This window comes from Acinetobacter sp. YH12128 (genome assembly GCF_013418655.1).
Taxonomy (GTDB): Bacteria; Pseudomonadota; Gammaproteobacteria; order Pseudomonadales; family Moraxellaceae; genus Acinetobacter; species Acinetobacter amyesii.
Map to the genome: position 1 here is coordinate 17,602 of NZ_VPBO01000023.1, position 26,139 is coordinate 43,740.

At 40.5% G+C, this 26,139-nt stretch carries 20 protein-coding genes and 5 tRNA genes; 10 read left to right on the forward strand and 15 right to left on the reverse strand.

Translation table 11 applies throughout. The features are described from left to right. The first annotated feature begins 16 nt into the window (after positions 1 to 16). The 6 genes from FTU64_RS12530 (at position 17) to FTU64_RS12555 (ending at position 7,554) form a co-directional block, all read left to right on the forward strand. A complete protein-coding gene (locus FTU64_RS12530) occupies positions 17 to 1,819 on the forward strand; it encodes an extracellular solute-binding protein (protein ID WP_257222254.1) in 1,803 nt (600 codons plus the stop codon). A 33-nt stretch (positions 1,820 to 1,852) separates the two neighbouring features. Continuing rightward, positions 1,853 to 2,920, forward strand: coding sequence for a microcin C ABC transporter permease YejB (locus FTU64_RS12535; protein ID WP_180008291.1), 1,068 nt, complete (start codon positions 1,853 to 1,855; stop codon positions 2,918 to 2,920). Further along, positions 2,920 to 3,933 carry an ABC transporter permease gene (locus FTU64_RS12540; protein ID WP_180055969.1) on the forward strand — a complete coding sequence of 338 codons (1,014 nt, stop codon included), beginning with the start codon at positions 2,920 to 2,922 and terminating at the stop codon, positions 3,931 to 3,933. The genes FTU64_RS12535 and FTU64_RS12540 overlap by 1 nt, the downstream gene beginning before the upstream one ends. Beyond that, a complete protein-coding gene (locus FTU64_RS12545; RefSeq protein WP_180055983.1) occupies positions 3,908 to 5,509 on the forward strand; it encodes an ABC transporter ATP-binding protein in 1,602 nt (533 codons plus the stop codon). Before FTU64_RS12540 ends, FTU64_RS12545 begins: the two co-directional genes overlap by 26 nt. A gap of 112 nt (positions 5,510 to 5,621) precedes the next feature. Continuing rightward, on the forward strand, positions 5,622 to 6,866 hold the full coding sequence (locus FTU64_RS12550; protein WP_180055968.1) for an NADH:flavin oxidoreductase/NADH oxidase family protein: 1,245 nt from the start codon (positions 5,622 to 5,624) through the stop codon (positions 6,864 to 6,866). A gap of 88 nt (positions 6,867 to 6,954) precedes the next feature. Further along, positions 6,955 to 7,554 (forward strand): YiiX family permuted papain-like enzyme, encoded by a 600-nt coding sequence (locus FTU64_RS12555; RefSeq protein ID WP_180040728.1) that lies wholly within the window; start codon positions 6,955 to 6,957, stop codon positions 7,552 to 7,554. Positions 7,555 to 7,620: 66 nt separating this feature from the next. On the opposite strand, the gene FTU64_RS12560 is transcribed toward FTU64_RS12555, so the two are convergent. From FTU64_RS12560 to pyrC, 14 genes are all read right to left on the reverse strand, one after another. After that, positions 7,621 to 7,696: transfer RNA gene (locus tag FTU64_RS12560), tRNA-Glu, on the reverse strand. A gap of 58 nt (positions 7,697 to 7,754) precedes the next feature. Beyond that, positions 7,755 to 7,830: transfer RNA gene (locus FTU64_RS12565), tRNA-Glu, on the reverse strand. A 24-nt stretch (positions 7,831 to 7,854) separates the two neighbouring features. Continuing rightward, positions 7,855 to 7,930 (reverse strand) — tRNA-Glu (locus FTU64_RS12570). A gap of 132 nt (positions 7,931 to 8,062) precedes the next feature. Then, complete coding sequence (locus tag FTU64_RS12575; RefSeq protein ID WP_180040730.1) at positions 8,063 to 8,968, reverse strand: alpha/beta fold hydrolase; 906 nt, start codon at positions 8,966 to 8,968, stop codon at positions 8,063 to 8,065. Positions 8,969 to 9,077: 109 nt separating this feature from the next. Further along, the gene (locus FTU64_RS12580; RefSeq protein WP_078189154.1) at positions 9,078 to 10,496 is read right to left on the reverse strand and encodes an amino acid permease; all 1,419 of its coding nucleotides are present in this window, start codon (positions 10,494 to 10,496) and stop codon (positions 9,078 to 9,080) included. A gap of 123 nt (positions 10,497 to 10,619) precedes the next feature. Beyond that, positions 10,620 to 10,695 (reverse strand) — tRNA-Glu (locus tag FTU64_RS12585). Positions 10,696 to 10,886: 191 nt separating this feature from the next. Beyond that, positions 10,887 to 12,317 (reverse strand): amino acid permease, encoded by a 1,431-nt coding sequence (locus FTU64_RS12590; protein WP_180059889.1) that lies wholly within the window; start codon positions 12,315 to 12,317, stop codon positions 10,887 to 10,889. Positions 12,318 to 12,445: 128 nt separating this feature from the next. Further along, positions 12,446 to 12,598 carry a hypothetical protein gene (locus FTU64_RS12595; protein WP_168379378.1) on the reverse strand — a complete coding sequence of 51 codons (153 nt, stop codon included), beginning with the start codon at positions 12,596 to 12,598 and terminating at the stop codon, positions 12,446 to 12,448. Between the two features lie 65 nt (positions 12,599 to 12,663). After that, on the reverse strand, positions 12,664 to 13,431 hold the full coding sequence (locus tag FTU64_RS12600) for a hypothetical protein (RefSeq protein WP_180020781.1): 768 nt from the start codon (positions 13,429 to 13,431) through the stop codon (positions 12,664 to 12,666). Next, positions 13,428 to 14,264, reverse strand: a complete 837-nt coding sequence (locus FTU64_RS12605) for a hypothetical protein (RefSeq protein ID WP_180055965.1) — start codon at positions 14,262 to 14,264, stop codon at positions 13,428 to 13,430. The genes FTU64_RS12600 and FTU64_RS12605 overlap by 4 nt, the downstream gene beginning before the upstream one ends. Positions 14,265 to 14,324: 60 nt before the next feature. Next, a complete protein-coding gene (locus tag FTU64_RS12610; RefSeq protein WP_180059891.1) occupies positions 14,325 to 16,862 on the reverse strand; it encodes a TonB-dependent receptor plug domain-containing protein in 2,538 nt (845 codons plus the stop codon). 201 nt (positions 16,863 to 17,063) lie between these two features. Next, positions 17,064 to 17,139: transfer RNA gene (locus FTU64_RS12615), tRNA-Glu, on the reverse strand. 20 nt (positions 17,140 to 17,159) lie between these two features. Then, a complete protein-coding gene (gene rnt, locus FTU64_RS12620; RefSeq protein WP_078192915.1) occupies positions 17,160 to 17,819 on the reverse strand; it encodes a ribonuclease T in 660 nt (219 codons plus the stop codon). Beyond that, the gene (gene pyrC / locus FTU64_RS12625) at positions 17,804 to 18,838 is read right to left on the reverse strand and encodes a dihydroorotase (protein WP_111885770.1); all 1,035 of its coding nucleotides are present in this window, start codon (positions 18,836 to 18,838) and stop codon (positions 17,804 to 17,806) included. Before pyrC ends, rnt begins: the two co-directional genes overlap by 16 nt. 151 nt (positions 18,839 to 18,989) lie before the next feature. Between pyrC and FTU64_RS12630 the strand changes: the two genes are divergently transcribed. Next, positions 18,990 to 20,246 carry a diguanylate cyclase gene (locus FTU64_RS12630; protein ID WP_180055963.1) on the forward strand — a complete coding sequence of 419 codons (1,257 nt, stop codon included), beginning with the start codon at positions 18,990 to 18,992 and terminating at the stop codon, positions 20,244 to 20,246. A gap of 82 nt (positions 20,247 to 20,328) precedes the next feature. Here the strand turns inward: FTU64_RS12630 and argG are convergent, their stop codons facing one another. After that, on the reverse strand, positions 20,329 to 21,672 hold the full coding sequence (gene argG / locus FTU64_RS12635) for an argininosuccinate synthase (RefSeq protein WP_078192912.1): 1,344 nt from the start codon (positions 21,670 to 21,672) through the stop codon (positions 20,329 to 20,331). A gap of 618 nt (positions 21,673 to 22,290) precedes the next feature. Here argG and lldP point away from each other — a divergent pair. From lldP to lldD, 3 genes are read left to right on the forward strand one after another with little or no spacing between them, the layout of a single operon-like run. Next, on the forward strand, positions 22,291 to 23,958 hold the full coding sequence (lldP, locus tag FTU64_RS12640) for an L-lactate permease (RefSeq protein ID WP_180059893.1): 1,668 nt from the start codon (positions 22,291 to 22,293) through the stop codon (positions 23,956 to 23,958). 32 nt (positions 23,959 to 23,990) lie between these two features. Further along, positions 23,991 to 24,734, forward strand: coding sequence for a transcriptional regulator LldR (lldR, locus tag FTU64_RS12645; RefSeq protein ID WP_180004196.1), 744 nt, complete (start codon positions 23,991 to 23,993; stop codon positions 24,732 to 24,734). Between the two features lie 2 nt (positions 24,735 to 24,736). Continuing rightward, positions 24,737 to 25,891 carry an FMN-dependent L-lactate dehydrogenase LldD gene (gene lldD / locus FTU64_RS12650; RefSeq protein WP_180059895.1) on the forward strand — a complete coding sequence of 385 codons (1,155 nt, stop codon included), beginning with the start codon at positions 24,737 to 24,739 and terminating at the stop codon, positions 25,889 to 25,891. Positions 25,892 to 26,139: the final 248 nt, after the last annotated feature.

Genomic DNA, 26,139 nt, shown 5'->3' on the forward strand with positions numbered 1-26,139 from the left:
GCGTTACGTGTTTGGTATGACCTTGAGCATACTTTCAACAGGGGCGTGGGCTGCATTGCAGACCACGCCTTTTCTTGCCATACATAGTAGCCCTCAATATCATCAATTACAGGCAATGCCCTATGCCAATCCTTTTGCCACTAAAGGGGGCTATATCACGACTTCGAGTATTGGGAGTTTTGATAATTTAAACAGCATGAATGGAAAAGGGCGTTCTGTTGAAGGTATCAATTATCTATTTGATAGTTTGATGAGTTCATCTTTAGATGAGCCGGGCGTGATGTATCCGTTACTTGCCGAAAAAGTGACATTTGACCCGAAAAAAACTAATTTTGTTATTTTTCATTTAAACTCCAAAGCACGATTTAGTGATGGGAGTGCCTTAACAGCTGATGATGTGAAGTTTAGTTTTGATACCTTCCAAACTAAATCAAATCCCGGTCTACAAATGTACCTAGCGGATTTGGACAAAACAGATATTTTATCTAAATATCAGGTGAGGATGAGTTTTAAATCTGGACATAATACGGATATGCCCATGATTTTGGCGCAAATGCCGATTTATTCCAAAAAGGATTGGGCAAAAAAAGATTTTACTCAAATTACATTGCAGCCCATTTTAGGCTCTGGCCCTTACACGATTGAGAAGATCGATGCAGGTAGGAGTATTCGCTACAAGCGCAATCCAGACTATTGGGGGCAGAAATTAGCTGTCAATCGTGGTCGGTATAATTTTAACCATCTGAAATATGTATATTACCGCAGCCCAGACATCGCCTTTGAAGGCTTTAAAGCGGGTCAATTTACGTTATATGAGGAAAAGACCGCACGTAATTGGGTGGGAGCGTACAATTTTCCTGCTTTTAAAGACGGTAAAATTGTCAAATATCGCTTTAAACATGAACGACCGATTCCCACAAAAAGTCTCGTATTTAATACCCGTCGTGCGCCATTTAGTGATATTCGCTTTCGGCAAGCTTTAACTTTTGCTTATGATTTTGAATGGCAAAATAGAGCGTTGTTTTATGGGCAGTATCAGCGTTTACAGAGTTATTTTAGTAATAGTGTGTTAGAAGCAAAGGGAAAACCCTCTATCCAAGAGTTGGATATTTTAAAACCGATGTTATCGCAACTTGATCCTATTCAACGACAGGGGGTTTTATCCAATTGGCAATATCCTGTTTCTGATGGCAGTGGATTTAATCGAAAAAACCTTCTGCATGCACGCCAACTGTTATTGAATGCGGGTTATCGTTATCAAGACGGCAGATTGGTGGATGCAAAATCTCAGCCTGTGAAATTTGAACTTTTGATTCAGCAACAAGATTTGCAGCGAACCTTAATGCCATTTATACGAAATTTGAAACGTTTAGGTATTCAGGTGTTATTACGACAAGTCGATGGACCGCAATACACCGAGCGTATGCGAAATATTGACTTTGATATGATCGTGGATGAAATGCCTCAATCGCTCACTCCAGCGGGTGAGCAAGCTCAACTTTGGGGCAGTCAAGCAGCCGATCAAGTGGGTAATTATAATTATGCTGGGATTAAAAATCCTGTGATCGATAAGCTCATTCAACAGGTGATCAATGCTCCAAATCGGGAGGAATTGATTGTTCGTACGCGTGTTTTAGACCGCCTGCTTAGAGCGGGTTATTATCAAATCCCAATGTTTGGGCAAAGTGAAAACTGGTTTGCCTATTGGCATATGTATAAGCAACCTTATGTCAAACCTAAACTTTCTGTAGGGATTGACTATTGGTGGAGTGATGTAGCTCAAGCCAAGCAAATAACACAATATCTACGGCAGCAATAAATACACCTGAATGACTAGGAATGTGAAAGCAACATGGGCACATATATTTTAAAAAGATTGCTCCTGATTATTCCAACATTGTTTTTCATTTTACTGATTAACTTTGTCGTGATTCAGATTGCGCCAGGAGGACCTGTTGAGCAGGCTATACAGCAAGCAGAATCCTTTCAAGGCATGGGAAACACGGGTGGTGGTGAAACTGCGACGACAGGCAGTAAATACCAAGGTGCAAAAGGCCTCAGTGAAGAAATGGTGGCAAAAATCGAAGCGCAATATGGTTTCGATAAACCATTATTCGAACGTTTTTGGCTCATGTTAAAGGGCTATGTGACACTAGATTTTGGTACCAGTTTCTTTAAAGATAAGCCTGTCACTCAGCTGCTTTGGGAAAAACTGCCAGTATCTTTATCCCTTGGCTTATGGAGTACCTTGCTGATCTATATGGTGTCTATTCCATTAGGCATTAAAAAAGCCCGTCAACATGGTCTGTTATTTGATAAAAGTACGTCTATTTTATTGGCTATCGGCTACGCCATTCCTGCTTTTGCCTTTGCCATTTTACTCATTGTATTTTTTGCAGGTGGTTCATATTTTCAGTGGTTTCCTCTACAAGGTTTAGTTTCAGAGAATTTTACTGAGTTAAGTGTATTTGGCAAAATTGCAGATTATTTTTGGCATATGGCGTTGCCTTTGTTTGCCATGGTGATTGGTGGTTTTGCTGGCTTAACTTATCTGACCAAATACTCTTTTATGGAAGAACTAAATAAGCAATATGTTCTTGCTGCTCGTTCTAAAGGTTTGACCGAATCACGTGTGCTGTATGGGCATGTATTTCGTAATGCAATGCTCATTGTTATTGCTGGTCTACCAGAAGCCTTGATTGGCATCTTCTTTGTGGGAAATCTATTTATTGAAATTATTTTCAATCTAGATGGCCTGGGATTGTTGGGGTTTGAAGCCATCGTACAACGCGATTATCCAGTGATTTTTGGCACCTTGTTTATTTTTACCTTGATGGGGCTGATCTTAAGATTAATCAGTGATGTCATGTATCAAATGATTGATCCACGAATTAATTTTGATTCGCAGGGGGCAAAATAATGTCTCCGATCATGCAAGCGCGATTTCAACGTTTTAAAGACAATAAATTAGGTTTTACATGCTTTATCAGCTTTGCCTTGATTTTTATGTTGTCTCTAGCTGTCGAGTTTATTGCCAATGATAAACCGCTCTTGGTCAAATACGATGATTCTTTATATGTGCCCGTACTAAAAAGCTATCCAGAGACCGCATTCGGTGGGGTATTTGAAACTGAGGCTGATTATAAAGATCCTGTCGTTCAGCAACTGATTGAAGAGAAAGGCTGGGCTGTATGGCCACTAATTAAATTTTCCTATCAAACACCGAATTTAGAACTGGCTGTGCCCGTACCATCTGCACCAACTGCACAAAATTGGCTCGGTACCGATGACCAAGGGCGTGATGTGCTGGCGCGAATTTTATATGGATTACGTGTGTCGCTCCTGTTTGGTTTTGTATTAACTTTTGCTTCAGCAATATTGGGCATCATGGTTGGGGCGATACAAGGCTATTATGGTGGGTGGATAGACCTCATTGGTCAACGGATTTTAGAAGTCTGGGGTGGGCTCCCGATGCTATTCATGGTAATGATTTTAGTCAGTATGTTTACACCGAGTGTGTATTGGCTCTTTGTCATTATGCTGTTGTTTGGCTGGCCCACTTTAGTCGGCTTGGTTCGTGCAGAGTTTTTACGTGCTCGTAATTTTGATTATGTCCGTGCAGCACGAAGTCTTGGCGTCACAGATAGTACGATTATGTTTCGGCATATTTTACCAAATGCGATGAGTTCCAGTCTTTCACAGCTACCTTTCATGCTTACGGCAAATATTACTGCACTGACAGCCTTGGATTTCTTAGGTTATGGCTTACCGCCTGATGCAGCGTCATTAGGTGAGTTATTGCTTCAAGGGAAAAACAATCTGAATGCACCATGGCTAGCCTTATCGGGGTTTTTTACCTTAGCGATCGTGCTGTCTTTATTGATTTACATTGGGGAGGCGACACGTGATGCATTCGATCCTAGAGGTCAATAATCATCAAGTTAATGTACCTCCCATCGTGTTAGAGGTGGAACATTTACATATTTCACATGCAGCACAGGTCTTGGTTGATGATCTAAATTTTAAATTGCATGCAGGTGAAACGATAGCGATTGTTGGAGAAAGCGGCTCAGGTAAATCGATTAGCAGCCTAGCTATACTCGGTTTGTTGTCGAGTGATCTGCAGGTCACAGGCAGCGTCAGCCTGAATGGACAAAATATTCTTGGACTGAGTCCTGAGCAGCACCGAAACATTCGTGGACAGAAAATTGCCATGATTTTTCAAGAGCCGATGACAGCTTTAAATCCCTTACATCGGGTTGAAAAGATTGTTGGTGAGTCACTGTTGTTACAGGGATGGTCGAAGGCAAAAACTCGGCAGCGGGTTATAGAATTATTAAATGGTGTTGGTATTCCTGATGCTGAAGATAAGTTAAGACGATACCCACATGAGTTATCTGGGGGGCAGCGACAACGTGTCATGATTGCCATGGCATTGGCCTTAGATCCTGATATTTTAATCGCTGATGAGCCAACCACGGCTTTAGATGTCACTTTGCAAGCGCAAATCTTAAATTTATTAAAGTCGCTACAACAGCAGCGTAATATGGCCATGATTTTAATTAGCCATGACCTGAATTTGGTCAAGCGCTATGCCGAACATGTGATTGTGATGAATCGTGGACAAGTGGTGGAACAAGGAGATGTTCAGGAAATTTTTGAGCAACCGAAGCAGGCGTATACCAAAAATCTATTAGACCATGATTTTGGTAAAGCAATACAGGTTTCACAAACGCAGACACTTTTAAAATTACACCAATTAGGAGTGAAGTTCCCAGTCAAACAAGGCTTATTGAACCGCATCAAAGATTATGTCGTTGCGGTAGAGGCTTTGGATTTAACAGTGGCTGAAGGTGAGTCGATCGGTATTGTTGGAGAGAGTGGTTCAGGGAAAAGCTCCCTAGCATTGGCTATTGCTCGGCTCATAGAAAGTGATGGCGAAATTATGTTAAATCAACACGCCATCCATCAACTTTCAGAAAAACAGCTCAGACCTTTACGTCGTGAATTTCAAATTGTCTTTCAAGATCCATTCAGTAGTTTAAATCCACGGCTCAATGTAGAGCAAACCATTGGCGAAGGTTTGGCCTTACAGCATTTATCTGCAAATGAAATTGTACAGCGTATAGATGAAGCTTTGCAGAAAGTCGAATTAGCCAGCTCATTTAAGCAGCGTTATCCACATGAATTATCGGGTGGGCAACGGCAGAGAGTCGCCTTAGCACGTGCGTTGGTATTACGTCCTAAATTATTGATACTCGATGAACCCACATCGGCACTAGATCGGACGACACAAAAAGCCATCGTGAAGCTGCTACGGCGTTTGCAGCAAGAATTTAATATGAGTTATTTATTTATCAGTCACGATTTACACGTGGTCAAAGCCCTGTGTCAAAAAGTGTTGGTACTGCGCCATGCCAAAGTCATGGAATTTCAAGACACCGCAGATCTATTTGCACGACCACAAACGGACTATACCCGTAAATTAATTGAAGCCAGCCAATACTAAAATCAAACTTATGGATATTTTGACAAGTGTCATTGTCAAAATATCCTTGACCTTTAGAAAATAGTAATTAGAGTAAATACTCAGGACTTATTATTTCATTTTGGACATTGTCATGAGCCATTTAGCTGAAAGCTTTAAAATTCGTAATACCACGTTTAAAAATCGCATCATCAAAGGTGCAATGAGTGAAGCATTGGCCAATACCGCAGGCCAACCCAATCACTTACATTTTGGGTTATATGAAGCTTGGGCGAAGGGTGGTTTAGGCTGTGCCATTACCGGTAATGTCATGGTGGATTTTTGTGCTAAAAATGAGCCGGGGGTTGTGGTCGCTGAAACTGAGCGAGATTTAGCACAGTTAACACAGTGGGCTGAGTTAGGTAAGAAGCACGGCATGGTGCAATTGGTTCAACTTTCACATCCGGGCCGTCAATGTCCTAAAGGTTTAAATAAGGAAACGGTTGCGCCGTCCGCTGTACCATTTAGTCCGATGTTAGCTACAACTTTTGGAACACCGCGCGAACTTCGTGAAGATGAAATTTTAGATATTATTCAGCGTTTTGCACGTGCCGCACACATTTGTGAAAAGGCAGGCTTCGAAGGCGTGCAATTGCATGGTGCGCATGGTTATTTAATTAGTCAGTTTTTGTCGCCACTGACCAATAAACGTCAAGATCAGTGGGGCGGTTCAAATGAAAATCGCATGCGCTTTTTGCTTGAAATCTATAAGGCAGTTCGCGCAGCGACGACCGATGATTTTATCATTTCGGTCAAACTGAATTCTGCTGATTTCCAACGCGGCGGAATTAGCGAAGCAGATGTGATTGAGGTCTTTAAGGCAATCGATGCCGCAGGGATTGATATGATTGAAATCTCGGGTGGTTCCTATGAAGCGCCAGCGATGGCGGGTGCTAAAGCAGAAAAACGTAAAGCCAGTACCATTGCTCGTGAAGCTTATTTCCTCGATTTTGCGGACAATATCCGTAAAGAAGTGAAATGCGCGTTAATGGTTACCGGCGGGTTTAGAACCGTGCAAGGCATGAATGCTGCACTAGACAGTGGAGCTTGTGATTTTATTGGTATTGCACGTCCTTTCGCTGTAGAAGTCGATTTGGCTGATCGTTTATTGGCGGGGCAGGATGTTCGTTACGGTGTGGACAAAATTAAAACTGGCATACCGATGATTGATAAAATGGCGATTATGGAAATTATTTGGTATGCCGCTCAGTTTAAATCGATTGGTGAAGGCAAACAGCCAAATCCTAAACTTTCACCGTTAAAAGTGTTTTTTAAATATCTCAAAGGAAATTTAACAGCGGTCATTAAAGGGCAAGTCAATTCACGTAAGTCGGCTTAATCAATCATTGAATTATTAGAATAAGGGCAATCGGCATACATCCATGTTATGGTTGCCTTTATTCATATCAATATTGCTTACAATAAAAATGTCTAAAATTTTAATATTAATAGTCATTCTTTCGGGGCTCAGTTCTGCCCTCTATGCCCAGTCCGTATTTCAGACGGGGGATATCATTTTTCATATCTCAAAGTCACAGCAAAGTTTAAGCATTCAAAAGGCCACACATTCGCCCTATAGTCACATGGGCATGATCGTAAATAAAAATAACCAAACCTGGGTGCTCGAAGCTATTCAACCTGTGCAATATACCGCTTTAAATCAATGGATCACGCGTGGGGAGAATGCTCACTATGTCGTAAAAAGGCTCAAACAACCCTTAAATGTGCCGCAGAAAACGAAGTTGGTACAACATGCAGAAAAGTACTTGGGCAAACCCTATGATATATATTTTGAATGGGATGACCGTGCAATTTACTGTTCTGAAATTGTTTGGAAAGCTTATCAGCATGCTTTAGGAATCGAACTTTCTCCATTACAACAACTGAAACAATTTGATTTAAAACAAAATGAAGTCCAGCGTCTAATGCGGCAGCGCTATGGTCAAAATATTCCGCTGAATGAGCAGGTGATTGCCCCTAAGGCCATTTATGATTCAAAACTTTTAAAAGAAATATTTAGAAATTAAGGCAATAAAAAAGCCCAAGTCGCAATGCTTGAGCTTTTTAATGAGTGATTAAAACCAACTCGAATATGGCGTCCCTACGGGGATTCGAACCCCGGTTACCGCCGTGAAAGGGCGATGTCCTAGGCCTCTAGACGATAGGGACAGTACAGAAAGCAAATTTTAAAACCGTTTATTTCAGTCTAAGTTTTTAGACTAAATAATGGCGTCCCTACGGGGATTCGAACCCCGGTTACCGCCGTGAAAGGGCGATGTCCTAGGCCTCTAGACGATAGGGACTTAATAAAATGTACTTCTGAAAATTGGCGTCCCTACGGGGATTCGAACCCCGGTTACCGCCGTGAAAGGGCGATGTCCTAGGCCTCTAGACGATAGGGACGTTTCAGAGGTGGGCGTATATTAGGGTGAAAATCGGGGGGTGTCAAACGCTTTTCTATAAATAAATTCAGTTTTTGTTGTTGAGTGCATAAAATTAAAACAATTTGCTAAAAATGTTTGAAAAATACATTATTTATGTCGGTTTTTTCAACACTTGTAAGATTGTAGCAATAACTTCTGGATGCGTTAAATATCCAGCAATATCGTGTGGGTGTTCAATCGATGTCTGAATTTGCTGGTTGATAATGGCGGGTTGAAAATCAAATGGTGCCTGACTCAGTGGAAAAGCGCTGAGAAAATCATCATGTGAATAAAAGTTTAACCAATCGCCTGAAATTGCATCAGGTCGCTGTAAAGGCTGAGGTAAGTGGGCTTGGATGACACGAAAAGCCAAAGGTGAGCCCAAGGTGATAAAGCGCTGTATGTTGAGTTCAGGATGTAACAGTAAAAAATGATACGCAATCACGCTACCTAGCGAATGTGCAATCAACAGGGTGGGTTTCGTTTGATGTAATTGCTCATGCAGACGAGTATGAACTGCCTGAATAAAGTGTGGATTGGATAAATAGAGATAAGTTTCGACCAAAAATTTATGCAAAAGTGTGGCATGTAATTTTGGGAAATAATTCATTAAAACTGCAAAATCGCGTAGGACAAGATCTTTGCCAAGTGCAGTGATCGATTTGAATGATTGGCTTAATCCAATAGCATCATTGAGGGTGATGTCAGGTAGATTATTTTGTACAGCATGATGCTCAAGTACTTTTGGTGATTTTTCTGGGAGTTCAGTGCGATGGATAAACGGAAAATGTGGCCACGTTTGAGGTGTCAAGGTGCTGGCTTGAAGCATATTCTGCAAATGATAACGCGTGAGTAAGTCTCCATAAAAAGGCATGCGCATATGGTGCTGTATATACGATAAAAAAGTCTCTTGATGGCTTTGCTTTAAGCCTTGAGACAACAGTGCAAGCCAATGCTGTTCGAGCGTACGTGCAGTTTGTTGTTGTTGATTCATGCCATGGATAAAGATGATCTGCATATTGCACCTCATCGACGGACCAGTTTTTATTCTACTTTTATTAAAATATAGCCATAAAAAAAGAGCAACCGAAGTTACTCTTTTATCGTGTTTGGTATGACAACGCAGATCAATCTTTGTTGTGATACAAGGTGTAGTAGCTGATATAACACGCCACAATGAAGATCATACAGCAGATAAAGCCAGTTAACATTTCTGGGTCAAATACCATACTAATACAGGTAATAAGACAGAATACAAAACCGAGTATCGGCACGATTGGGAAGAGTGGTGCAGCAAAAGCTAAATCTTTTGCAGTTTTGCCTTCTTTATACCACTGACGGCGGAAGTTGAATTGGCTTAAACAAATACTCATCCATACCACCACCATGGTAAATGCCGCGACACCTAACAAGTTTTTGAAGATGGTTTCTGGTGCAAATTGCTCAGAAAGTAAGCCCGGCATACCACCGATCATGGTCACAATCACGGCAACATAAGGAATACCCCGCGAGTTCACTTTAGAGAACACTGCAGGTAATTGCTTACTATAGGACAATGACCACATCATTCGAGATGCAGCAAATAAACCTGAGTTTGCAGCAGAAAGTAGGGCTGTGATAATGACAAAGCGGATAATGTCTTCTGCATAAGGAATACCAATGTGCTGGAATACCGTTACGAAAGGTGAACTACTTACACCTTCGGCAGATAAGCCGGCCTCTTGGTGTGGTAATAGTGCAGTAATAACAACAATGGTACCCACAAAGAAAATCAATAAGCGGAAAATCGCCGTGTTAATGGCTTTAGGCACATTTTTCGCTGGATCTTTGGTTTCACCCGCAGCAACACCAATCAGTTCAGTACCTGAGAATGCAAAGTTAACAATCAACATTGTAGCGAAGATTGGGAACAAGCCTTCAGGGAACCATCCTTGTGCAGTGAGGTTGCTAAACAGCGGTGCAGCTTCATAGCCTCGATAGCCTAAAACACCAAAAATGGCCAATAGACCTAAAATAATAAAGGCAACAACGGTAATCACTTTGACTAAGGCTAGCCAAAATTCAGATTCAGCAAACCATTTGGTTGAAATCATATTCAAGCAGAATACAAAAGCACCAAAGATTAGGGTCCACATCCACATAGAGCTGTCTGGGAACCATTCCTGCATTAAAAGTGCAGCAGCAGTAAATTCAGTTCCTAGCGTTACTGACCATGTCAGCCAATACAGCCAAGTGATGGTATAGCCCGTACCCGGTCCGATATAGCGTTTAGCATAAGCGCCAAATGAACCTGATTCTGGCATATGTACAGCGAGCTCGCCTAAGCAAAGCATCACCATATAGGCGATAATACCGCCTAAAAAATACGAAATAATGGCACCTACAGGCCCCGTTTGTGCAATGACTTCACCCGAACCAAGAAATAAACCAGTACCGATTGCGCCGCCAAGCGAAATCATCACCAGATGTCGAGTACTCATAGCGCGTTTTAACGGCGCAGAATTGCCCTGATGCGAAGCATCATTCGGAGAATGAGATGACTGCATAGAGAAAAAGGAGAATCAAATAATGAAGCGAGTAATTGTAGAGAAGAATGCAATGATGATGCAATCAATTAATATAAATTATAGATAAATAAACTTTAAGTTTGTCAGAGCTGACAGAAGAATTGGCGTCCCTACGGGGATTCGAACCCCGGTTACCGCCGTGAAAGGGCGATGTCCTAGGCCTCTAGACGATAGGGACGTTTTGAGGTGCTGTCATAGTATGAATAAACATGATGTGAGTCAAAGAAAAAATTTAAATCTCAGCTCATTTGTCTGTTATTTAAACATATAAATCAACGATTAATAAATTATAGAAAAGAAAGGCTTTGAAAATAAAAAAGCGAACCCAATGGCTTTGGATTCGCTTTAAAGATTAATCATTAAATCAGCTTAATCTTGATTATGATATAACCAATAATAACCTGCATAACATGCCGCCATAAAGATCAAGCATCCAATAAAGCCTGAAAGCATTTCAGGATCTGCAGCCATACTTAAACCTGTTGCGGTACAGCAGACAAAGCCAAGGATTGGAACCAGTGGGAACCATGGTGTACGGAATTTAAGTTCTGACACGCTATGACCTTGTTTCAGCCATTGGCGACGGAAGTTAAATTGACTCCAACAAATACTCATCCACACGATCACCATGGTGAAAGCGGCAATCCCCATCAAGTTTTTGAAGATCACATCTGCGCCAAATTGTTCTGACAATAGACCCGGTAAACCACCGATCATAGTGACCAATACAGCAATATAAGGCACACCAGTTTTGCTTAATTTTCCGAAAGCACGTGGTAATTGTTTTTGTGCAGACAGCGCCCACATCATACGTGATGCAGCATATAAACCAGAGTTAGCTGTAGAGAGTAAAGCCGTAATAATGACGAAACGAATTAAGTCTTCTGCATAGGGAATGCCCATCAGGTTAAATACGGAAACGAATGGGCTACTACTTAAGCCGCCATGTCCACCAACATTTAAACCTGCATCGGTATAGGTCAACAGTGAACTGATGACGATAATAGTGCCGACAAAGAAAATGATTAAGCGCCATACCGCAGCATGAATGGCTTTAGGCACATTCTTTTCAGGGTTTTCAGTTTCACCTGCAGCGATACCAATCATTTCTGTACCATTAAAGGCAAAGTTCACAATCAATAATGTGGCAAACAGTGGGAACAAACCATTTGGCAGCCAACCATGTTCAGTCAAATTGTGGAACATTGGAGCTGATTCATAGCCTTGGAAAGGTACGAAACCAAAGATGCAGGCAAAACCAAGGATGATGAAAATCAACACTGTTGCAACTTTCACCATTGATAACCAAAATTCTGACTCTGCAAACGCACGTGTAGAACTTAGATTAGAGATCAGTACGCCAGCTGCAAAGATCAGTGTCCATAACCAAATAGAGGTTTGTGGAAACCATTCCTGCATCAAAATAGCCGCCGCAGTAAATTCTGTACCTAAGGTGGCAGACCAGCCCAACCAGTACATCCAAGACACCATATAACCGGTACCCGGGCCAATATAATTAGTCGCAAAAGCACCAAAAGAGCCAGAAACAGGTAAATGTACGGCAAGTTCACCCAAACAGAGCATGACCATGTAGGCAATCAAACCGCCAATAATATAGGCAAGAACAGCGCCTAAAGGCCCAGCTTGTGAAATAACTTCACCTGAACCCATAAACAAACCAGTACCAATTGCACCACCAAGTGAGAGCATCACAAGGTGTCGAGTCGTCATCGCACGTTTAAGCGATGGACTTTTACCTTCAGCAGACGAGTGTTGCGAAGGTTCAGAGGGAGATTGCATAGTGAAATGAAAATTGAATGAAAGGTATATTTTATGATTGAATGCAGTGAAATGATTGATAAATCGAATTTTTCTTATAATGTGATAATACTGATCTAAAATTTAAATCTTTAGCACTGACCATTGGATTAATGGTCAGGAGTCTGATACTCAGCTTCAGAAGTTGCAGGTACTTGAGTTTGTTCAGCTACAGGGGCTTTGTTGTCATCGCGGCTCACAATATACAGATAGAGTGCAGATGGAAATAAGATGGCTAAAACCAAGAGCAACTTTTTAAACATAGGGTGTTCTTACATCAAAATAGATCAAGCTGAAGTATAAACAAAACCAGTCAGGCTGTAATTAATTAAAGTTTACGGTTTTTCTGTTCTAGATTGGACAGGATGACTTGGTAAATGTCGGGGTAGTGTTGTTTAAAGTTCCGTTGTTGCATGATCGTGATGGTTGAAGCATTTGGCTCAACACCCAGTTTTAAAATTTTTTGGGTTAAAGCGAGTTGTGGGGAGCGACCATCAAAATGTGTATTCAGTAAGTTACCATCGGTATATTTTACTGTGAGTCTAATATTAAGTAGATAATCAAAAACATTAGGCAAACCAAAACCGGCAGCTTTGTAGAGTAAATTATATGTTTCTGCACGATAGCCACGGCCGTATGTTTGATGTGTTTTTAATAATCCTAATGCATTATAAAATTCTAATTTGGCAATAATTTCTTGTTCATTAATAGAACCATCGCCATTTTTTAAAATCCTATTGATGGTGTTAAAAGTCACATCGTTTGAGCTGGGTTTGCAATCAGCAGCAATCAGTCGCTTGATATCTTGAAGTGGAAGTATAAGATGCGCTGTGTCACACATTTTTTTAACTTCTTTATTTTTCATTTTACTGTTTTGAATATTTTTATTTTCAAATTCCTGCACTATGGCTGACCAACCATATATGTTTATAAATTTATAATAACGAGATGCATCATTTGTCATCCCTTTGATCTTTTTAAAGTCGTGAATGTTTTTCACTGATGGTGCATTGGTAGCGTGATTTTGTGGCACTGGAGCATTTGCAAAGCAATGCATACTCATTAGCAGGCAGCTGGTAATAACGATGTTTTTCATGGTTTGTGTGCTTTTAATAAATTGTAAACGTCAGGATATTTGGTTGAAAAGTCATTCTGTTCCATTTGTTTATAAACGTTACTATTGGGCTCGATTCCTGCATTCAGTAGTTTTTGAACCAAACTCACAGAAGGGTTACGGCCTTTGATATTGTCTAAAATTAAATTACCATCCACGCCCGTGTAATCGACTCCAATACTCAGCAAATAATCAGAAACGTCTTCAAGCCCCCAGCCAATTGCTTTGGATTGCAAAGAGCTTTTTTCTTCATACGGGCCAAATTTATACGTAACGTGTGTTTGTAAAACATTTTCCGACTTGTAGAGTTTTAATTTTTCAATGATTTCGTTTTGATCTATTTTGCCTTCTGCATTGGTTAATGCGCCATTAATAATCATAGAGGATGAACGGCCATTGAGTGGTTTGCAATTTGCTTTAAATAAGCGTTTGGTTTTATCGGCAGTGCTTTGACTCAGTGCAATTTCGCAAAGTTTTTCTATTTCCCCTTTAGGCATTTTACTTTTTAGGATGGTTCCATTTTCAAAATCACGAACGATTGACTCCCAACCGTATTTACTTGCTGTTCGGTAATACTGTATTGCTTCTTCGCTCAATTTTTTGGTTTTTTTCGCTTGTATTTGAGTGTCATGATCGTTGGTTTCGGGAATAGAAGATTCTTGGTCATCATTCAATGCTGTTTGATTTGTCTGATTGGCATCGTGCTCAACAGTATTTGAATGATTTATCGGTAGGCTGGCTTCGGGTCTAAAAATGTAGATGAAGATACCGAGACATACTATGCACAGGCCAAAGAGTAAGATTATTTTTTTCATGTTTTAGTCTATTTAAAAATGAATCAAGCGCGTTTTGAGGCGCGCTTGATAGGGGAAAGTTTAAAATTTAAATGTGACATCAGCAATGAACTGTCGTCCAATTTCAGATCTAAGTCTGTTGGTCGACTCACTAATACCTGGGGTGGTATAGATATTATGTCGATTGATAATATTGTTAATGGTTAAACCGAATATTGCTTTGTAGTCTTTAGCGAAATTGAAATCATAAGTGGTACGCATATCCCAACTAAATCGAGGTCTAATCGTATCTGTAGCATAGGCTTCCAACAGGACACCATCATGTTCAACTTTGTTTTTTAGTTTATACGTATCTTTATATTCAGATTTGTAGCTTAAGAAGTTATTAATCTTTAATGGTAAATTTGAAAACTCAATGTCCCAACCAAAACGAGCAGTCCAAGGCTGATTGAAATTTTCAACAGGACGTTCATTAAATTGGATGAGGCTGCCGTTAAAGATAATATCGCGATCTTCAGCAGCCGTATTACTGTTAACGTTATATGACTCAGAATAGTCTAAATAATTTTTTTCTGATTCAGTGTAATCAAAGCCAAAGTTAAACCCGTGCAGAGAGTTTTTATATACGACTGGCAGCGTATTTCTGAGTGTGAGTGTGTAAATGTCAGCTTTTGCTTTACCACTATTACTGTATTTAAAATGATCGATGGTATTGCTGGTTGTTGGATCAATAAAACGATTTTTTGTGATTTCATCTTTGCTATCGCGATTCACCCATTTCAGACCAAGGTTCCAGTTTTTAACTTGGCTATTAATGGCAAACACAATTTCGTCAGCATAAGGGGTCTTTAAATTGGCACGTTGAATATTGGAATTAGCTAATATTAAATCTGATAACCCAGTTTGAGTCCAATAGTCTTCAGTTTGATTTTTTGTGCGTTTTAAATTGTATTCCAAAAATGCAGGCTGATCTTGCAGTTCAGTGGCTAAGGTATAGTTTGCATAATATCGATTCCATCCCGTAGTGAAGGACAAAAGATCATTTTTTAGCGGCTTATAGTTAAAGGCAGTACGAGGTGCAATATTTAAATTTTTCGACAAGCTGTCATAATCTGCACGTAAACCTATACGCGCTGAAAAATTATCCCAAGTCGATGTGTTTTCAATGAAGGTATGCACACGTTGTTGGTCAATATTAACTTTACCTTTTTGATAATACTTGCCATTTGTTTGATATTGGCCTTGATAGTTATTTTCATCCGTTGCTTCATCACAAAGAATATCACCTGCCGTACAGCTAATGCCTGAACTAGATGTAAAAGTCTTAGGCTGATTATACATATAGGCATCGTTAGGCCGTTCCCATGCAACTTTAGAATAGTCATAGCCCATACCAAAGCTTAATTGTTGCATGCTGTTGCCAATCTGAATGGTATCAAACGCATTTTTTAGACTATACGAAAATGTATCTTGGTGTAATTCAATATCACTACTTGTGGCACCTTCACCTGGATTGGAACTCCAGTTTTTAGTTGGTGTTTGCTTCCAAAGAATGCCGGTAGTTGAATCATTTTCACGTGCTTGGCTTAGCGTTTGATAGCTAATATTTTGTTTTAATGTTGAATTATTGAGTTTACTTTCTAATTCACCAAAAAATGTCAACGTTTCTGTATTGCTAATACTTTTTGAATTTATTCGCTTATCAACGAAATTTAGACTGTCCAAATCCCCTAAATCAAAGCCAAACTTCGCTTTGGTTGTGTCCGAAGGTGTGTAAAAAAGGGTAGTCCCTAAGTTGATATTAATACGCTCGCTTTTGACTTTACTGCGATCTTCTAAACCACTCATTACTGGAACGATGGATTCACGTTTAGAGGCATAACTATTGATGCCCCATTGTTCAGAGAGTTTGCTGTATAGATTCAGGCTTAGGCCGTGTTTTTTATATTCTTTATTATTTGATGATGTTGGATCTTCAAACTCTGCAGCTTCTTCTTCATCGGTAAAATGATAACGTGACCAATCACTTTCCGTGTAGTCGTAAGTAACGGAGCCGTGGATTTTGCCAATTTCAGTATTTGGTGCACAAGTTTCAGCATTAACTACACCACCTGTAAATTCGCCGTATGCTGCAGAAACATTACTATCGATCAATTCTAATTTACAAATTAAATCGGTATTTAGGGCAATCCCTTGTGAGCCACCATCAAGCTTGCCTGAATAGGAGTTGCCGCTTGCCAGAGGGTCAAGGTTATTGGTGGTATTGACGCCGTTAATTACAAATTTATTTCGGTAAGTTTGCGCGCCATTAATAGATATCTCGGATGGTCGTAGCTCAGCCTGTGAATCTGCAGAACGTTGTTCACGGCTAAACTGCACATTTGGATTAACTTTTAAAAAGTCTGTGATATTTTTCGAACTATTCGGCGTTTTTTCTAAATCTTCTTTGGAGTAGACGGTTGTACCTACTTCTGGCTTGGCTTTGACTTCAACTTCAATCGGCGACATTTTGAGATTATTGCTTTGAATAAATTGAGTTGTATCAATTTCATTAGCATAAGCTTGAGATGCTAAAGCAGTCAAAATTGCGAGATTGAGGGGAGAATAGGCAAAGCGCATGGCTGTCAACAATTATGCAGATAAAAACGATAGCGATTATCATTAACTTTATAAAAATAATCAATAGAAATGAGAATTATTTGCAATAAGTGATTTTTTAATACACAGCGAATTCAATGAAAATTTTGAATAATCAGAAGAGATGGTGATGTGTATTCAATAGACTTGAATAATCAGCTTGGAGAAAGTCTGAATAAGAATTGGCGTCCCTACGGGGATTCGAACCCCGGTTACCGCCGTGAAAGGGCGATGTCCTAGGCCTCTAGACGATAGGGACGTTTAGAAGATGGCGGTATCTTATTGATCCGCCATCATAGTGTCAAGTAGGTGAGGGCCGAGTTTGTTCAAAATATAACAGAACAGTTCAGCGGTCTTCTGAGTATCGTAAAGTGCAGAGTGTGCTTCTTTGCCATCAAACTCAATACCTGCCTGAATACATGATTTTGCCAGCACAGTTTGTCCAAACATTACAGCGCTCAAAGTCACTGTATCGAATACGGAAAAACTATGGAAAGGATTTTGATTTTTTGTCCCTGTACGTGCAATCGCTGCCTGTACAAAACCTAAGTCAAAATGGGCATTATGACCAACTAAAACCGCGTGTGTGCAGTTCTGTTGGCGACGTACTTCATTCACTGACTTAAAAATACGTTTTAATGCTGATTTCTCATCTTCAGCCATGGCCATACGCATCGGATTAAATGGATCTACACCAATAAAATCCAGTGAGCGACGGTCAAGGTTGGCACCTTCAAACGGATTGATATGTGCATGGTGGGCTTCACCCGGTACAAAATTACCTTCTGCATCATACACAATAGGAATAGCTGCAATTTCCAGTAAGGCATCGGTCTGTGAATTAAAACCTGCTGTTTCGACATCGACAACAACAGGTAGGAATCCACGGAAACGTTGACCAATGACTGGTCGAGTTTCATCTGTCACACTTTTCTCCATTGGATGGTCTTACCCGCATACAACGGAATAATTTTTTCGCCATCCAAGTAGTCTAAACTTTCAGGGATCACTTGATCTTCTTTTACCAAAGTAATGGTATTGGTATTTCGAGGGAGTCCGTAGAAGTCTGCACCAAAGTGGCTTGCAAAACCTTCTAAACGGTCGATTTTACCGACTTGATCAAATGCTTGAGCGTATAGCTCAATTGCTGTTGGTGCACTATAACATCCTGCACAGCCACATGCATTTTCTTTAGCATTTTTTGAGTGCGGCGCACTGTCTGTACCTAAGAAAAATTTAGGGTTCGCACTGGTCGCGACTTCAAGCAAAGTTTGCTGATGGGTTTGACGTTTTAATATCGGTAGGCAATAGAAATGCGGTTTAATACCACCCACCAACATATCATTACGGTTAAACAATAAATGTTGCGGTGTGATTGTCGCAGCGACATTACGGTCTTGTTCTAATACAAAATGCGCAGCTTCACTGGTGGTGATGTGTTCTAGCACCAATTTTAATTTAGGGAACTGTTTTAACAGTGGAGAAAGTACTTCATCAAGGAAACGTTTTTCACGGTCAAAAATATCGACATGGTTATGTGTCACTTCACCATGTAACAGTAATGGCACTTGGTGCTCTTCGAGTTGCTCAATCACACCATAGACTTTACTAATGTCGCTGACACCACTGTCTGAGTTCGTGGTTGCACCTGCTGGATAGAGCTTAATGGCATTAACATGCTCAGATTCTTTAATTTTTTTAACTTCACTTGCAGGTGTGTTGTCTGTGAAATAGAGCACCATGCGCGGGTCAAAGTGAACGCCTTCAGGAACATGTGCCATGATACGTTCACGGTATGCATTTGCTTCTTCAACGGTTTTTACCGGTGGTACGGTGTTTGGCATACAAATCGCGCGAGAGAATTGTTGTGCTAAATCAGGAACTGTACGCTTTAGGGCTAGACCGTCACGTAAATGTGCATGCCAATCATCTGGCTGAAGAAGAGTAATCGTATTCACAGCGATTCCAAGCTTGGAAATAAAACAAATGATAATGCAAATAATGTGAAAATGGTAACGAGATTTCTGTACAAATGACTGAACAGATATAAATAAAGAATAAAACTGTGGTATTTTTAAATGACTAAAAGAATTAGATAAATGCTTGGAAATGGAATACAAGTATAACCTTGCAAAGTTGCAATACGATAAAGAAAAAATAGAGGAACTGATTACACGGCAAACTCGTCGTGTAGGGGAAATGTTTCCTAAAAAACTGGAAACTCAATTTTGGACTTTAAGCCTCGATCGTGCGCAAACCAACATACGTCATTTTTTTTGGATGGGAGTGTTGATCTACTTTGTGCTCACGATGCTGATCATTCCCGGAGATTACTGGATAATTAATCAACAGCATTTTGTGCATGATTTTATTCGTTGTTTGCTTGGTCAGCTCAATGGTGCGCTGTGTCTTCTGACTTTATATGCCTTTGCTCGTTACGACCGTCTGAAGCCTTATTTTTCACATGCTAGTATGTTTGTAGTGTTTTGGGCAGTTATTTCAATGTCTTGGCTCACCATGACCGTGTATACCGAAGCACTTAAACATCAGGCCATGATGATCCTTTGTATGATTTACATCTTGAGCTATATTTTGACGGGGGTTAAACCAGTCCAAATGTTGATGTCTGGATTGTTGGCTGCTGTGGTCACCATGTTGATGCTTTTTTCATTAGAAGTGAAATTTGATGTGATGGTGTTGGGGCGTGTACTGATTGGAAGCTGTGTATTGGGTTTTGCAATCAGTAAGATGCTCTGTGCGCGTGAACGGATGATATTTTTGAATATGCTGCGCGCGGATATTAGTGAAAAAATCCATCGTATTCATACCACAGAGCTTTTACATTTAAGTCAGCATGATGAATTAACCAAGATTTCAAACCGACGTACTTTTGATGAAATGCTTGATACATTTTATGAGCAATCTCGACGTAATAACACCTCGCTTGCTGTGCTATTTATCGATGTTGATCATTTTAAAAACTATAACGATTTCTACGGTCATCAAAAAGGCGATGATGTAATTTCAACCATTGCCAAAACCATTAAAAATGCCATTCGACATATGGATTTTGTAGCGCGATATGGTGGTGAAGAATTTGTGGTTTTATTGCCTGAAACCGATGCGCATGGTGCTTATGCGGTAGCGTCAAATATTTATAAAGCAATCGATCGTTTAGAAATTCCACATGCCAAATCACAGGTTTCAAATCACGTCACTATTAGTTTGGGTATTACGGTATATCGTGCTGAAAATATGACGAAGGATGAACTGTTAAATATTGCCGATCAGGCGTTGTATCGTGCGAAACAATTAGGCCGGAATCAAATTTACTATCAGTCGATTCGTTCAGCACATGTGGCTTAATGTTTAATAAAATTGAGAACTTCTCTGAAATCGGCAATAAAAAACCGCGCAAAATGCGCGGTTTTTTATGACTCAACAAATCTTATTTGTTTTTGTCTTTTAATTGAGGTACTGCAGAACCTGTACCTACTGCAAGTAAGCCAGAGTTTGTGTAGATACCTAATTTAGCGCGAGTATCTGTGATATCCAAGTTACGCATAGTCAATTGACCGATACGGTCAGCAGGGCTAAACATAGAGTCACCTTTCTCCATAGTTAAACGCTCAGCTTCATAAGTGAGGTTAGGAGATTCAGTGTTTAGAATAGTGTAGTCATTACCACGACGAAGTTCTAAAGTCACAGTACCAGTGATTGCTTTAGCAACCCAACGCTGCGCAGTTTCACGAAGCATTAATGATTGAGAATCGAACCAACGACCTTGGTAAAGAAGACGACCTAAACGCAGACCGTTAATACGGTATTGTTCGATGGTGTCTTCGTTATGAATACCAGTCACAAGACGCTCATAAGCAATATGAAGAAGCGCCATACCCGGAGCTTCGTAAATACCACGAGATTTTGCTTCAATGATACGGTTTTCGATTTGGTCAGACATACCTAGACCATGACGACCACCGATACGGTTGGCTTCAAGAATGAACTCAACTGGGTTTTCGATGCGTTTGCCATTTAATGCAACAGGGAAGCCTTCTTCGAAAGTTACAGAAACTTCTTCAGCTTTAACTTCTACGTCATCTTTCCAGAAAGCAACGCCCATGATTGGGTCTACGATTTTGATACCCGCATTAAGGTATTCAAGATCTTTTGCTTCGTGAGTCGCACCTAACATGTTTGAGTCAGTTGAGTACGCTTTCTCTTTTGACATTTTATAGTCAAAACCGTTGTCGATTAGGAACTGTGACATTTCTGCACGGCCACCTAATTCGTCAATAAAGGTTTGGTCTAACCACGGTTTGTAAATTTTAAGTGCTGGGTTAGTCAATAGACCATAACGGTAGAAACGTTCAATGTCGTTACCTTTATAAGTCGAACCGTCACCCCAGATGTTTACGTCATCTTCTTTCATTGCGGTTACAAGCATCGTACCTGTAACTGCACGACCAAGAGGAGTCGTGTTGAAATAAGGCATACCACCAGTTGAAATGTGGAAAGCGCCACATTGAATAGCCGCAATACCTTCTAATGCAAGTTGTAAACGACAATCAACTAAGCGAGCTTTAACTGCGCCATACGCTTCCGCTTTTTTTGGAATCGCATCGTAGTCGTCTTCATCAGGTTGACCTAAGTTTGCTGTGTAAGCATAAGGTTCTGCACCTTTTTGTTTCATCCACAAAAGCGCAGCTGAAGTATCTAGACCACCAGAGAAGGCAATACCAACTTTTTTGCCAACTGGGACATTCTGCAAGATAGTTGCATTATCAGTCATTGTTAATCCTAACGATATAAATATAGGCACCGAGAATGGGTGGCCTGAAAGAATACATATATGTGCATGATTGTAGCACTTTTCTGCGGGGTTTTTCTAAAAAATCATGAGATACAAGCGATGAGGTGGAAAAAAATGATCGTTGAAATCTATTGTTGAATACTTCATCTAGTTTTTGCAGGCGGAAAATGCATTTTCTGAATGGAATAGGATGCAAATATAAAGAAATCTATTAGATTTAAATAAATGGTCATACCAATATTGAGTTAATTTGGTTTTTATGCTTTTCATTGAAATGAGACTGAGGTCAAACAAAGCGTGGTTATTAGACTAAAGTATATTTCATAAAATACATTCATAAATAATAACTACAAAACAATTATTTAAAAGTTGATATGGAGGTTTTTAAACGGAAAAATAATGTTTTTGTATTTTATATTGGTCATACCAAAAATAAGAAAAGCTTGAATGATTGAGTTGAAATAATTAAAAATTGCGGAGTATTTCAGCAATAGTATGAGTTTTTATGTTTTTAATATTTATATTGGTCATACCAATGTAAAAAGACCACATGCTGATATTGCTCAATAATTAAATCTTAGTAAGCATTTCAAGGAGATGACAATGCTTCAATGGCAGCAAATATATGACCCAATGGGGAATATATGGATATCAAGTTTAATTGCGCTCATTCCGATTATCTTTTTTTTCTTGGCGCTTGCTGTATTTCGTTTAAAAGGCAGTGTGGCAGGTACGATGACCGTTGTACTGGCACTGTTGGTGTCTTTATTTGCCTATGACATGCCTGCGCTTATGGCATTGGCTTCGATGGTCTACGGCTTTTTCTATGGTTTATGGCCGATCGCATGGATCATTATTGGTGCGGTGTTCCTGTATAAAATCTCAGTCAAAACAGGGCAGTTTGACATCATCCGTTCTTCGATACTTTCCATTACTGAAGATCAACGTTTACAGATGCTATTAGTCGGCTTTGCTTTCGGTACTTTCCTAGAAGGTGCTGCGGGCTTTGGTGCTCCTGTGGCGATTACCGCAGCACTATTGGTAGGTTTAGGCTTTAAACCTTTATATGCGGCAGGTCTTTGTCTGATCGTCAATACTGCGCCAGTGGCTTTTGGTGCGATGGGTATTCCAATTATCGTTGCTGGACAAGTGTCTGGTGTAGATACGATGGAAATCAGTCAGATGGTTGGTCGACAGCTGCCATTTATGGTGCCGATTGTACTGTTTTGGATTATGGCGATTATGGATGGCTGGCGCGGTGTGAAGGAAACTTGGCCTGCGGTTGTGGTTGGGGCGAGTAGCTTTGCGATTGCACAGTACCTAACCTCGAACTTTGTCGGTCCTGAATTACCCGATATTACTGCGGCGATTGCCTCTTTAGTGTCATTAACGATTTTATTTAAATATTGGCAGCCTAAACATATTTTCCGCTTTGCAGATCAAGATGCGACGATGAGTGAAGATGTGGCTGCACAAAAACAGCAAAAATATAGCTTGGGTCAAATTGCAAAAGCGTGGTCGCCATTTGCGATCTTAACGGTGATGGTCACGATCTGGAGTATTAAACCGTTTAAGGATTTATTTACCAAAGACGGTGCTTTACATGATTTGGTTATTTCGATCAAAGTGCCATTCTTACACCAATTGGTTCAAAAGATGCCGCCAGTCGTACCTGAAATGAAGGACTACGATGCCATCTATAAATTTGATTGGTTTTCGGCAACAGGTACGGCAATTGTCATTGCTGCGATCATTACCATTATTTTCTTAAAAATGAAGCCGAAAGACGCGATTGTGACCTTTGGTGAAACCATTAATGAATTAAAAATTCCAATTTATTCGATTGGGATGGTGTTGTCTTTTGCTTTTATCGCCAACTATTCAGGTATGTCTTCGACCTTGGCTTTGGCCCTTGCACATACAGGTCAAGCCTTTACCTTCTTCTCGCCATTTTTAGGATGGCTTGGTGTATTCCTCACGGGTTCAGATACGTCAGCCAATGCGCTATTTGCAGCATTGCAGGCGACTACTGCACAACAAATCGGTGTGCCAGAAGTATTACTCGTTGCTGCTAATACCAGTGGCGGTGTGACAGGGAAAATGATTTCACCACAGTCAATTGCAATTGCATGTGCGGCAGTCGGGTTGGTAGGTAAAGAGTCGGATTTATTCCGTTTTACCGTAAAACACAGTATAACGTTCACAATCATGATGGGGATTTTAATCACCCTACAAGCTTATGTGTTCCCTTGGATGATTCCATAACACGAATTGTGTAACAACGTTAAGGAAAGCAGATGAAAGTCTCTGATAAAACTGTTCAAAGTCTTCGTGTATTGATTGAACAAAGCAATATGCAAGTTGGAGATCGTCTGCCTGCTGAACGGAAATTGTGTGAACAACTTGGCGTCTCACGCACCTCTTTACGCGAGGCGATTTCTCAATTGACTAGCATGGGCGTGTTGGTCAGTAAAGTGGGTGCGGGGACTTTTTTAAAGCAATTACCAGCGACTTGGTCGAGTTATCAAATTGTGCAGCCCATCAGCAGTTTGATTAGTGAAGACCCTGCCTACCGTTTTGATGTGCAAGAGGCGCGCATTATTTTAGAAGGTGGTACTGCATGGTATGCGGCACAACGTGCTACAGCAGAGGACTTGGCACATATCCGACATTATTATGATCAGATCAATCATTTTCAGGCTTTAGGGAATGACGATGAAGCAGCGCGTGCAGATGCCAAATTTCATTTAGCAATTGCTGAAGCATCACATAATTTAGTGTTGATTCAGATGATGCGTGGTCTATTTGATCTGTTGCAATTTAATGTCGTTTTAGGTCGTCGAAAAGTTTATAGCGAAGCACACCGATTTGATCAATTGCATGATCAGCACTTCCAAGTCATGAATGCAATTGAACGTCGTGATCCTGAAGCTGCACGTAAAGCAGTCTGTGGACACATTGAGTTTGTAGTACAACAGGTGCGCATGATTGATGAAGAAGAAGCTCGTCGTCAGCGTGCCAGTCGATTAAACAGGATATAAGCATGATTATTTCTTCTGCCAATGACTATCGTGAAGCGGCACGTCGTCGTTTACCGCCATTTTTATTTCATTACATCGATGGCGGGGCGTATGCCGAATATACCTTAAAGCGTAATGTAGAAGATTTATCAAAAATAGCGTTGCGTCAACGTGTGCTGAATGACATGTCACAGCTGAGTTTAGAAACCCAACTGTTTAATGAAACCTTATCAATGCCTGTGGCTTTATCACCTGTGGGTTTAACGGGAATGTATGCACGCCGCGGCGAAGTTCAAGCAGCAGTAGCCGCAGATAAAAAGGGCATTCCATTTACGCTGTCTACCGTTTCAGTATGTCCTATTGAAGAGGTGTCGCCAGCGATTCAGCGTCCCATGTGGTTTCAGTTATATGTGCTACGTGACCGTGGCTTTATGAAAAATGCTTTAGAACGTGCCAAAGCAGCTGGCTGTTCAACTCTGGTGTTTACCGTGGATATGCCTGTTCCGGGCGCGCGTTACCGTGATGCGCACTCGGGGATGAGTGGTCCAAATGCAGCCATGCGTCGTTATATGCAGTCGTGTTTCCACCCACACTGGGCGTGGAATGTGGGGTTGTTAGGTCGTCCACATGACTTGGGGAATATTTCTAAATACTTGGGTAAACCAACAGGTTTGGAAGATTATATTGGTTGGTTAGGTTCTAACTTTGATCCGTCTATTTCGTGGAAAGACCTTGAGTGGATTCGTGAGTTTTGGGATGGGCCAATGGTCATTAAAGGAATTTTGGATCCTGAAGATGCCAAAGATGCAGTGCGTTTCGGTGCAGATGGGATTGTGGTTTCAAACCATGGTGGTCGTCAGCTCGATGGCGTTTTATCTTCTGCACGCGCACTTCCACCAATTGCAGATGTAGTCAAAGGTGATATTAAAATCCTCGCGGATTCGGGTATTCGTAATGGTCTAGATGTTGTGCGTATGCTGGCGTTGGGTGCAGATACCTGTATGCTTGGTCGTGCCTTTGTTTATGCTTTAGGTGCTGCGGGTGGAGCGGGCGTTTCAAATCTTTTAGAACTGATTGATAAAGAAATGCGTGTTGCCATGACTTTAACGGGCGCGAAAACCATTGCTGATATTACGTCTGACTGTTTAGTGAAGTTAGAGAAAGAGTTGGCTGGGTGATTTTTTGAATAGATCTCTTGGAAAGTTATTCGTCATCAAAAAAATTAGCAATGAAAGTTCCCTCTCTTTGTAGGAGAGGGTTAGCGAGAGGTATTTATTGAATAATTCTCCTAACCCTCTTGCGTAGCACTGCTACTCATCCCAAAGGGAGAAGGGGTATTCATTATAGATTTTAATAACAATGACTAAAAACTTTTGATATGTGCAAATAAACCTACGTTGTTTAAATTATTTAAATCAATATTTTT

Bases quoted from the DNA above. Each gene is read 5' to 3' on its own strand.
- FTU64_RS12530 (WP_257222254.1), top strand. From the start codon at position 17: ATGACCTTGAGCATACTTTCAACAGGGGCGTGGGCTGCATTGCAGACC.
- FTU64_RS12535 (WP_180008291.1), top strand. From the start codon at position 1,853: ATGGGCACATATATTTTAAAAAGATTGCTCCTGATTATTCCAACATTG.
- FTU64_RS12540 (WP_180055969.1), top strand. From the start codon at position 2,920: ATGTCTCCGATCATGCAAGCGCGATTTCAACGTTTTAAAGACAATAAA.
- FTU64_RS12545 (WP_180055983.1), top strand. From the start codon at position 3,908: ATGCATTCGATCCTAGAGGTCAATAATCATCAAGTTAATGTACCTCCC.
- FTU64_RS12550 (WP_180055968.1), top strand. From the start codon at position 5,622: ATGAGCCATTTAGCTGAAAGCTTTAAAATTCGTAATACCACGTTTAAA.
- FTU64_RS12555 (WP_180040728.1), top strand. From the start codon at position 6,955: ATGTCTAAAATTTTAATATTAATAGTCATTCTTTCGGGGCTCAGTTCT.
- FTU64_RS12575 (WP_180040730.1), bottom strand. From the start codon at position 8,968: ATGCAGATCATCTTTATCCATGGCATGAATCAACAACAACAAACTGCA.
- FTU64_RS12580 (WP_078189154.1), bottom strand. From the start codon at position 10,496: ATGCAGTCATCTCATTCTCCGAATGATGCTTCGCATCAGGGCAATTCT.
- FTU64_RS12590 (WP_180059889.1), bottom strand. From the start codon at position 12,317: ATGCAATCTCCCTCTGAACCTTCGCAACACTCGTCTGCTGAAGGTAAA.
- FTU64_RS12595 (WP_168379378.1), bottom strand. From the start codon at position 12,598: ATGTTTAAAAAGTTGCTCTTGGTTTTAGCCATCTTATTTCCATCTGCA.
- FTU64_RS12600 (WP_180020781.1), bottom strand. From the start codon at position 13,431: ATGAAAAACATCGTTATTACCAGCTGCCTGCTAATGAGTATGCATTGC.
- FTU64_RS12605 (WP_180055965.1), bottom strand. From the start codon at position 14,264: ATGAAAAAAATAATCTTACTCTTTGGCCTGTGCATAGTATGTCTCGGT.
- FTU64_RS12610 (WP_180059891.1), bottom strand. From the start codon at position 16,862: ATGCGCTTTGCCTATTCTCCCCTCAATCTCGCAATTTTGACTGCTTTA.
- rnt (WP_078192915.1), bottom strand. From the start codon at position 17,819: ATGGAGAAAAGTGTGACAGATGAAACTCGACCAGTCATTGGTCAACGT.
- FTU64_RS12630 (WP_180055963.1), top strand. From the start codon at position 18,990: ATGGAATACAAGTATAACCTTGCAAAGTTGCAATACGATAAAGAAAAA.
- argG (WP_078192912.1), bottom strand. From the start codon at position 21,672: ATGACTGATAATGCAACTATCTTGCAGAATGTCCCAGTTGGCAAAAAA.
- lldP (WP_180059893.1), top strand. From the start codon at position 22,291: ATGACAATGCTTCAATGGCAGCAAATATATGACCCAATGGGGAATATA.
- lldR (WP_180004196.1), top strand. From the start codon at position 23,991: ATGAAAGTCTCTGATAAAACTGTTCAAAGTCTTCGTGTATTGATTGAA.
- lldD (WP_180059895.1), top strand. From the start codon at position 24,737: ATGATTATTTCTTCTGCCAATGACTATCGTGAAGCGGCACGTCGTCGT.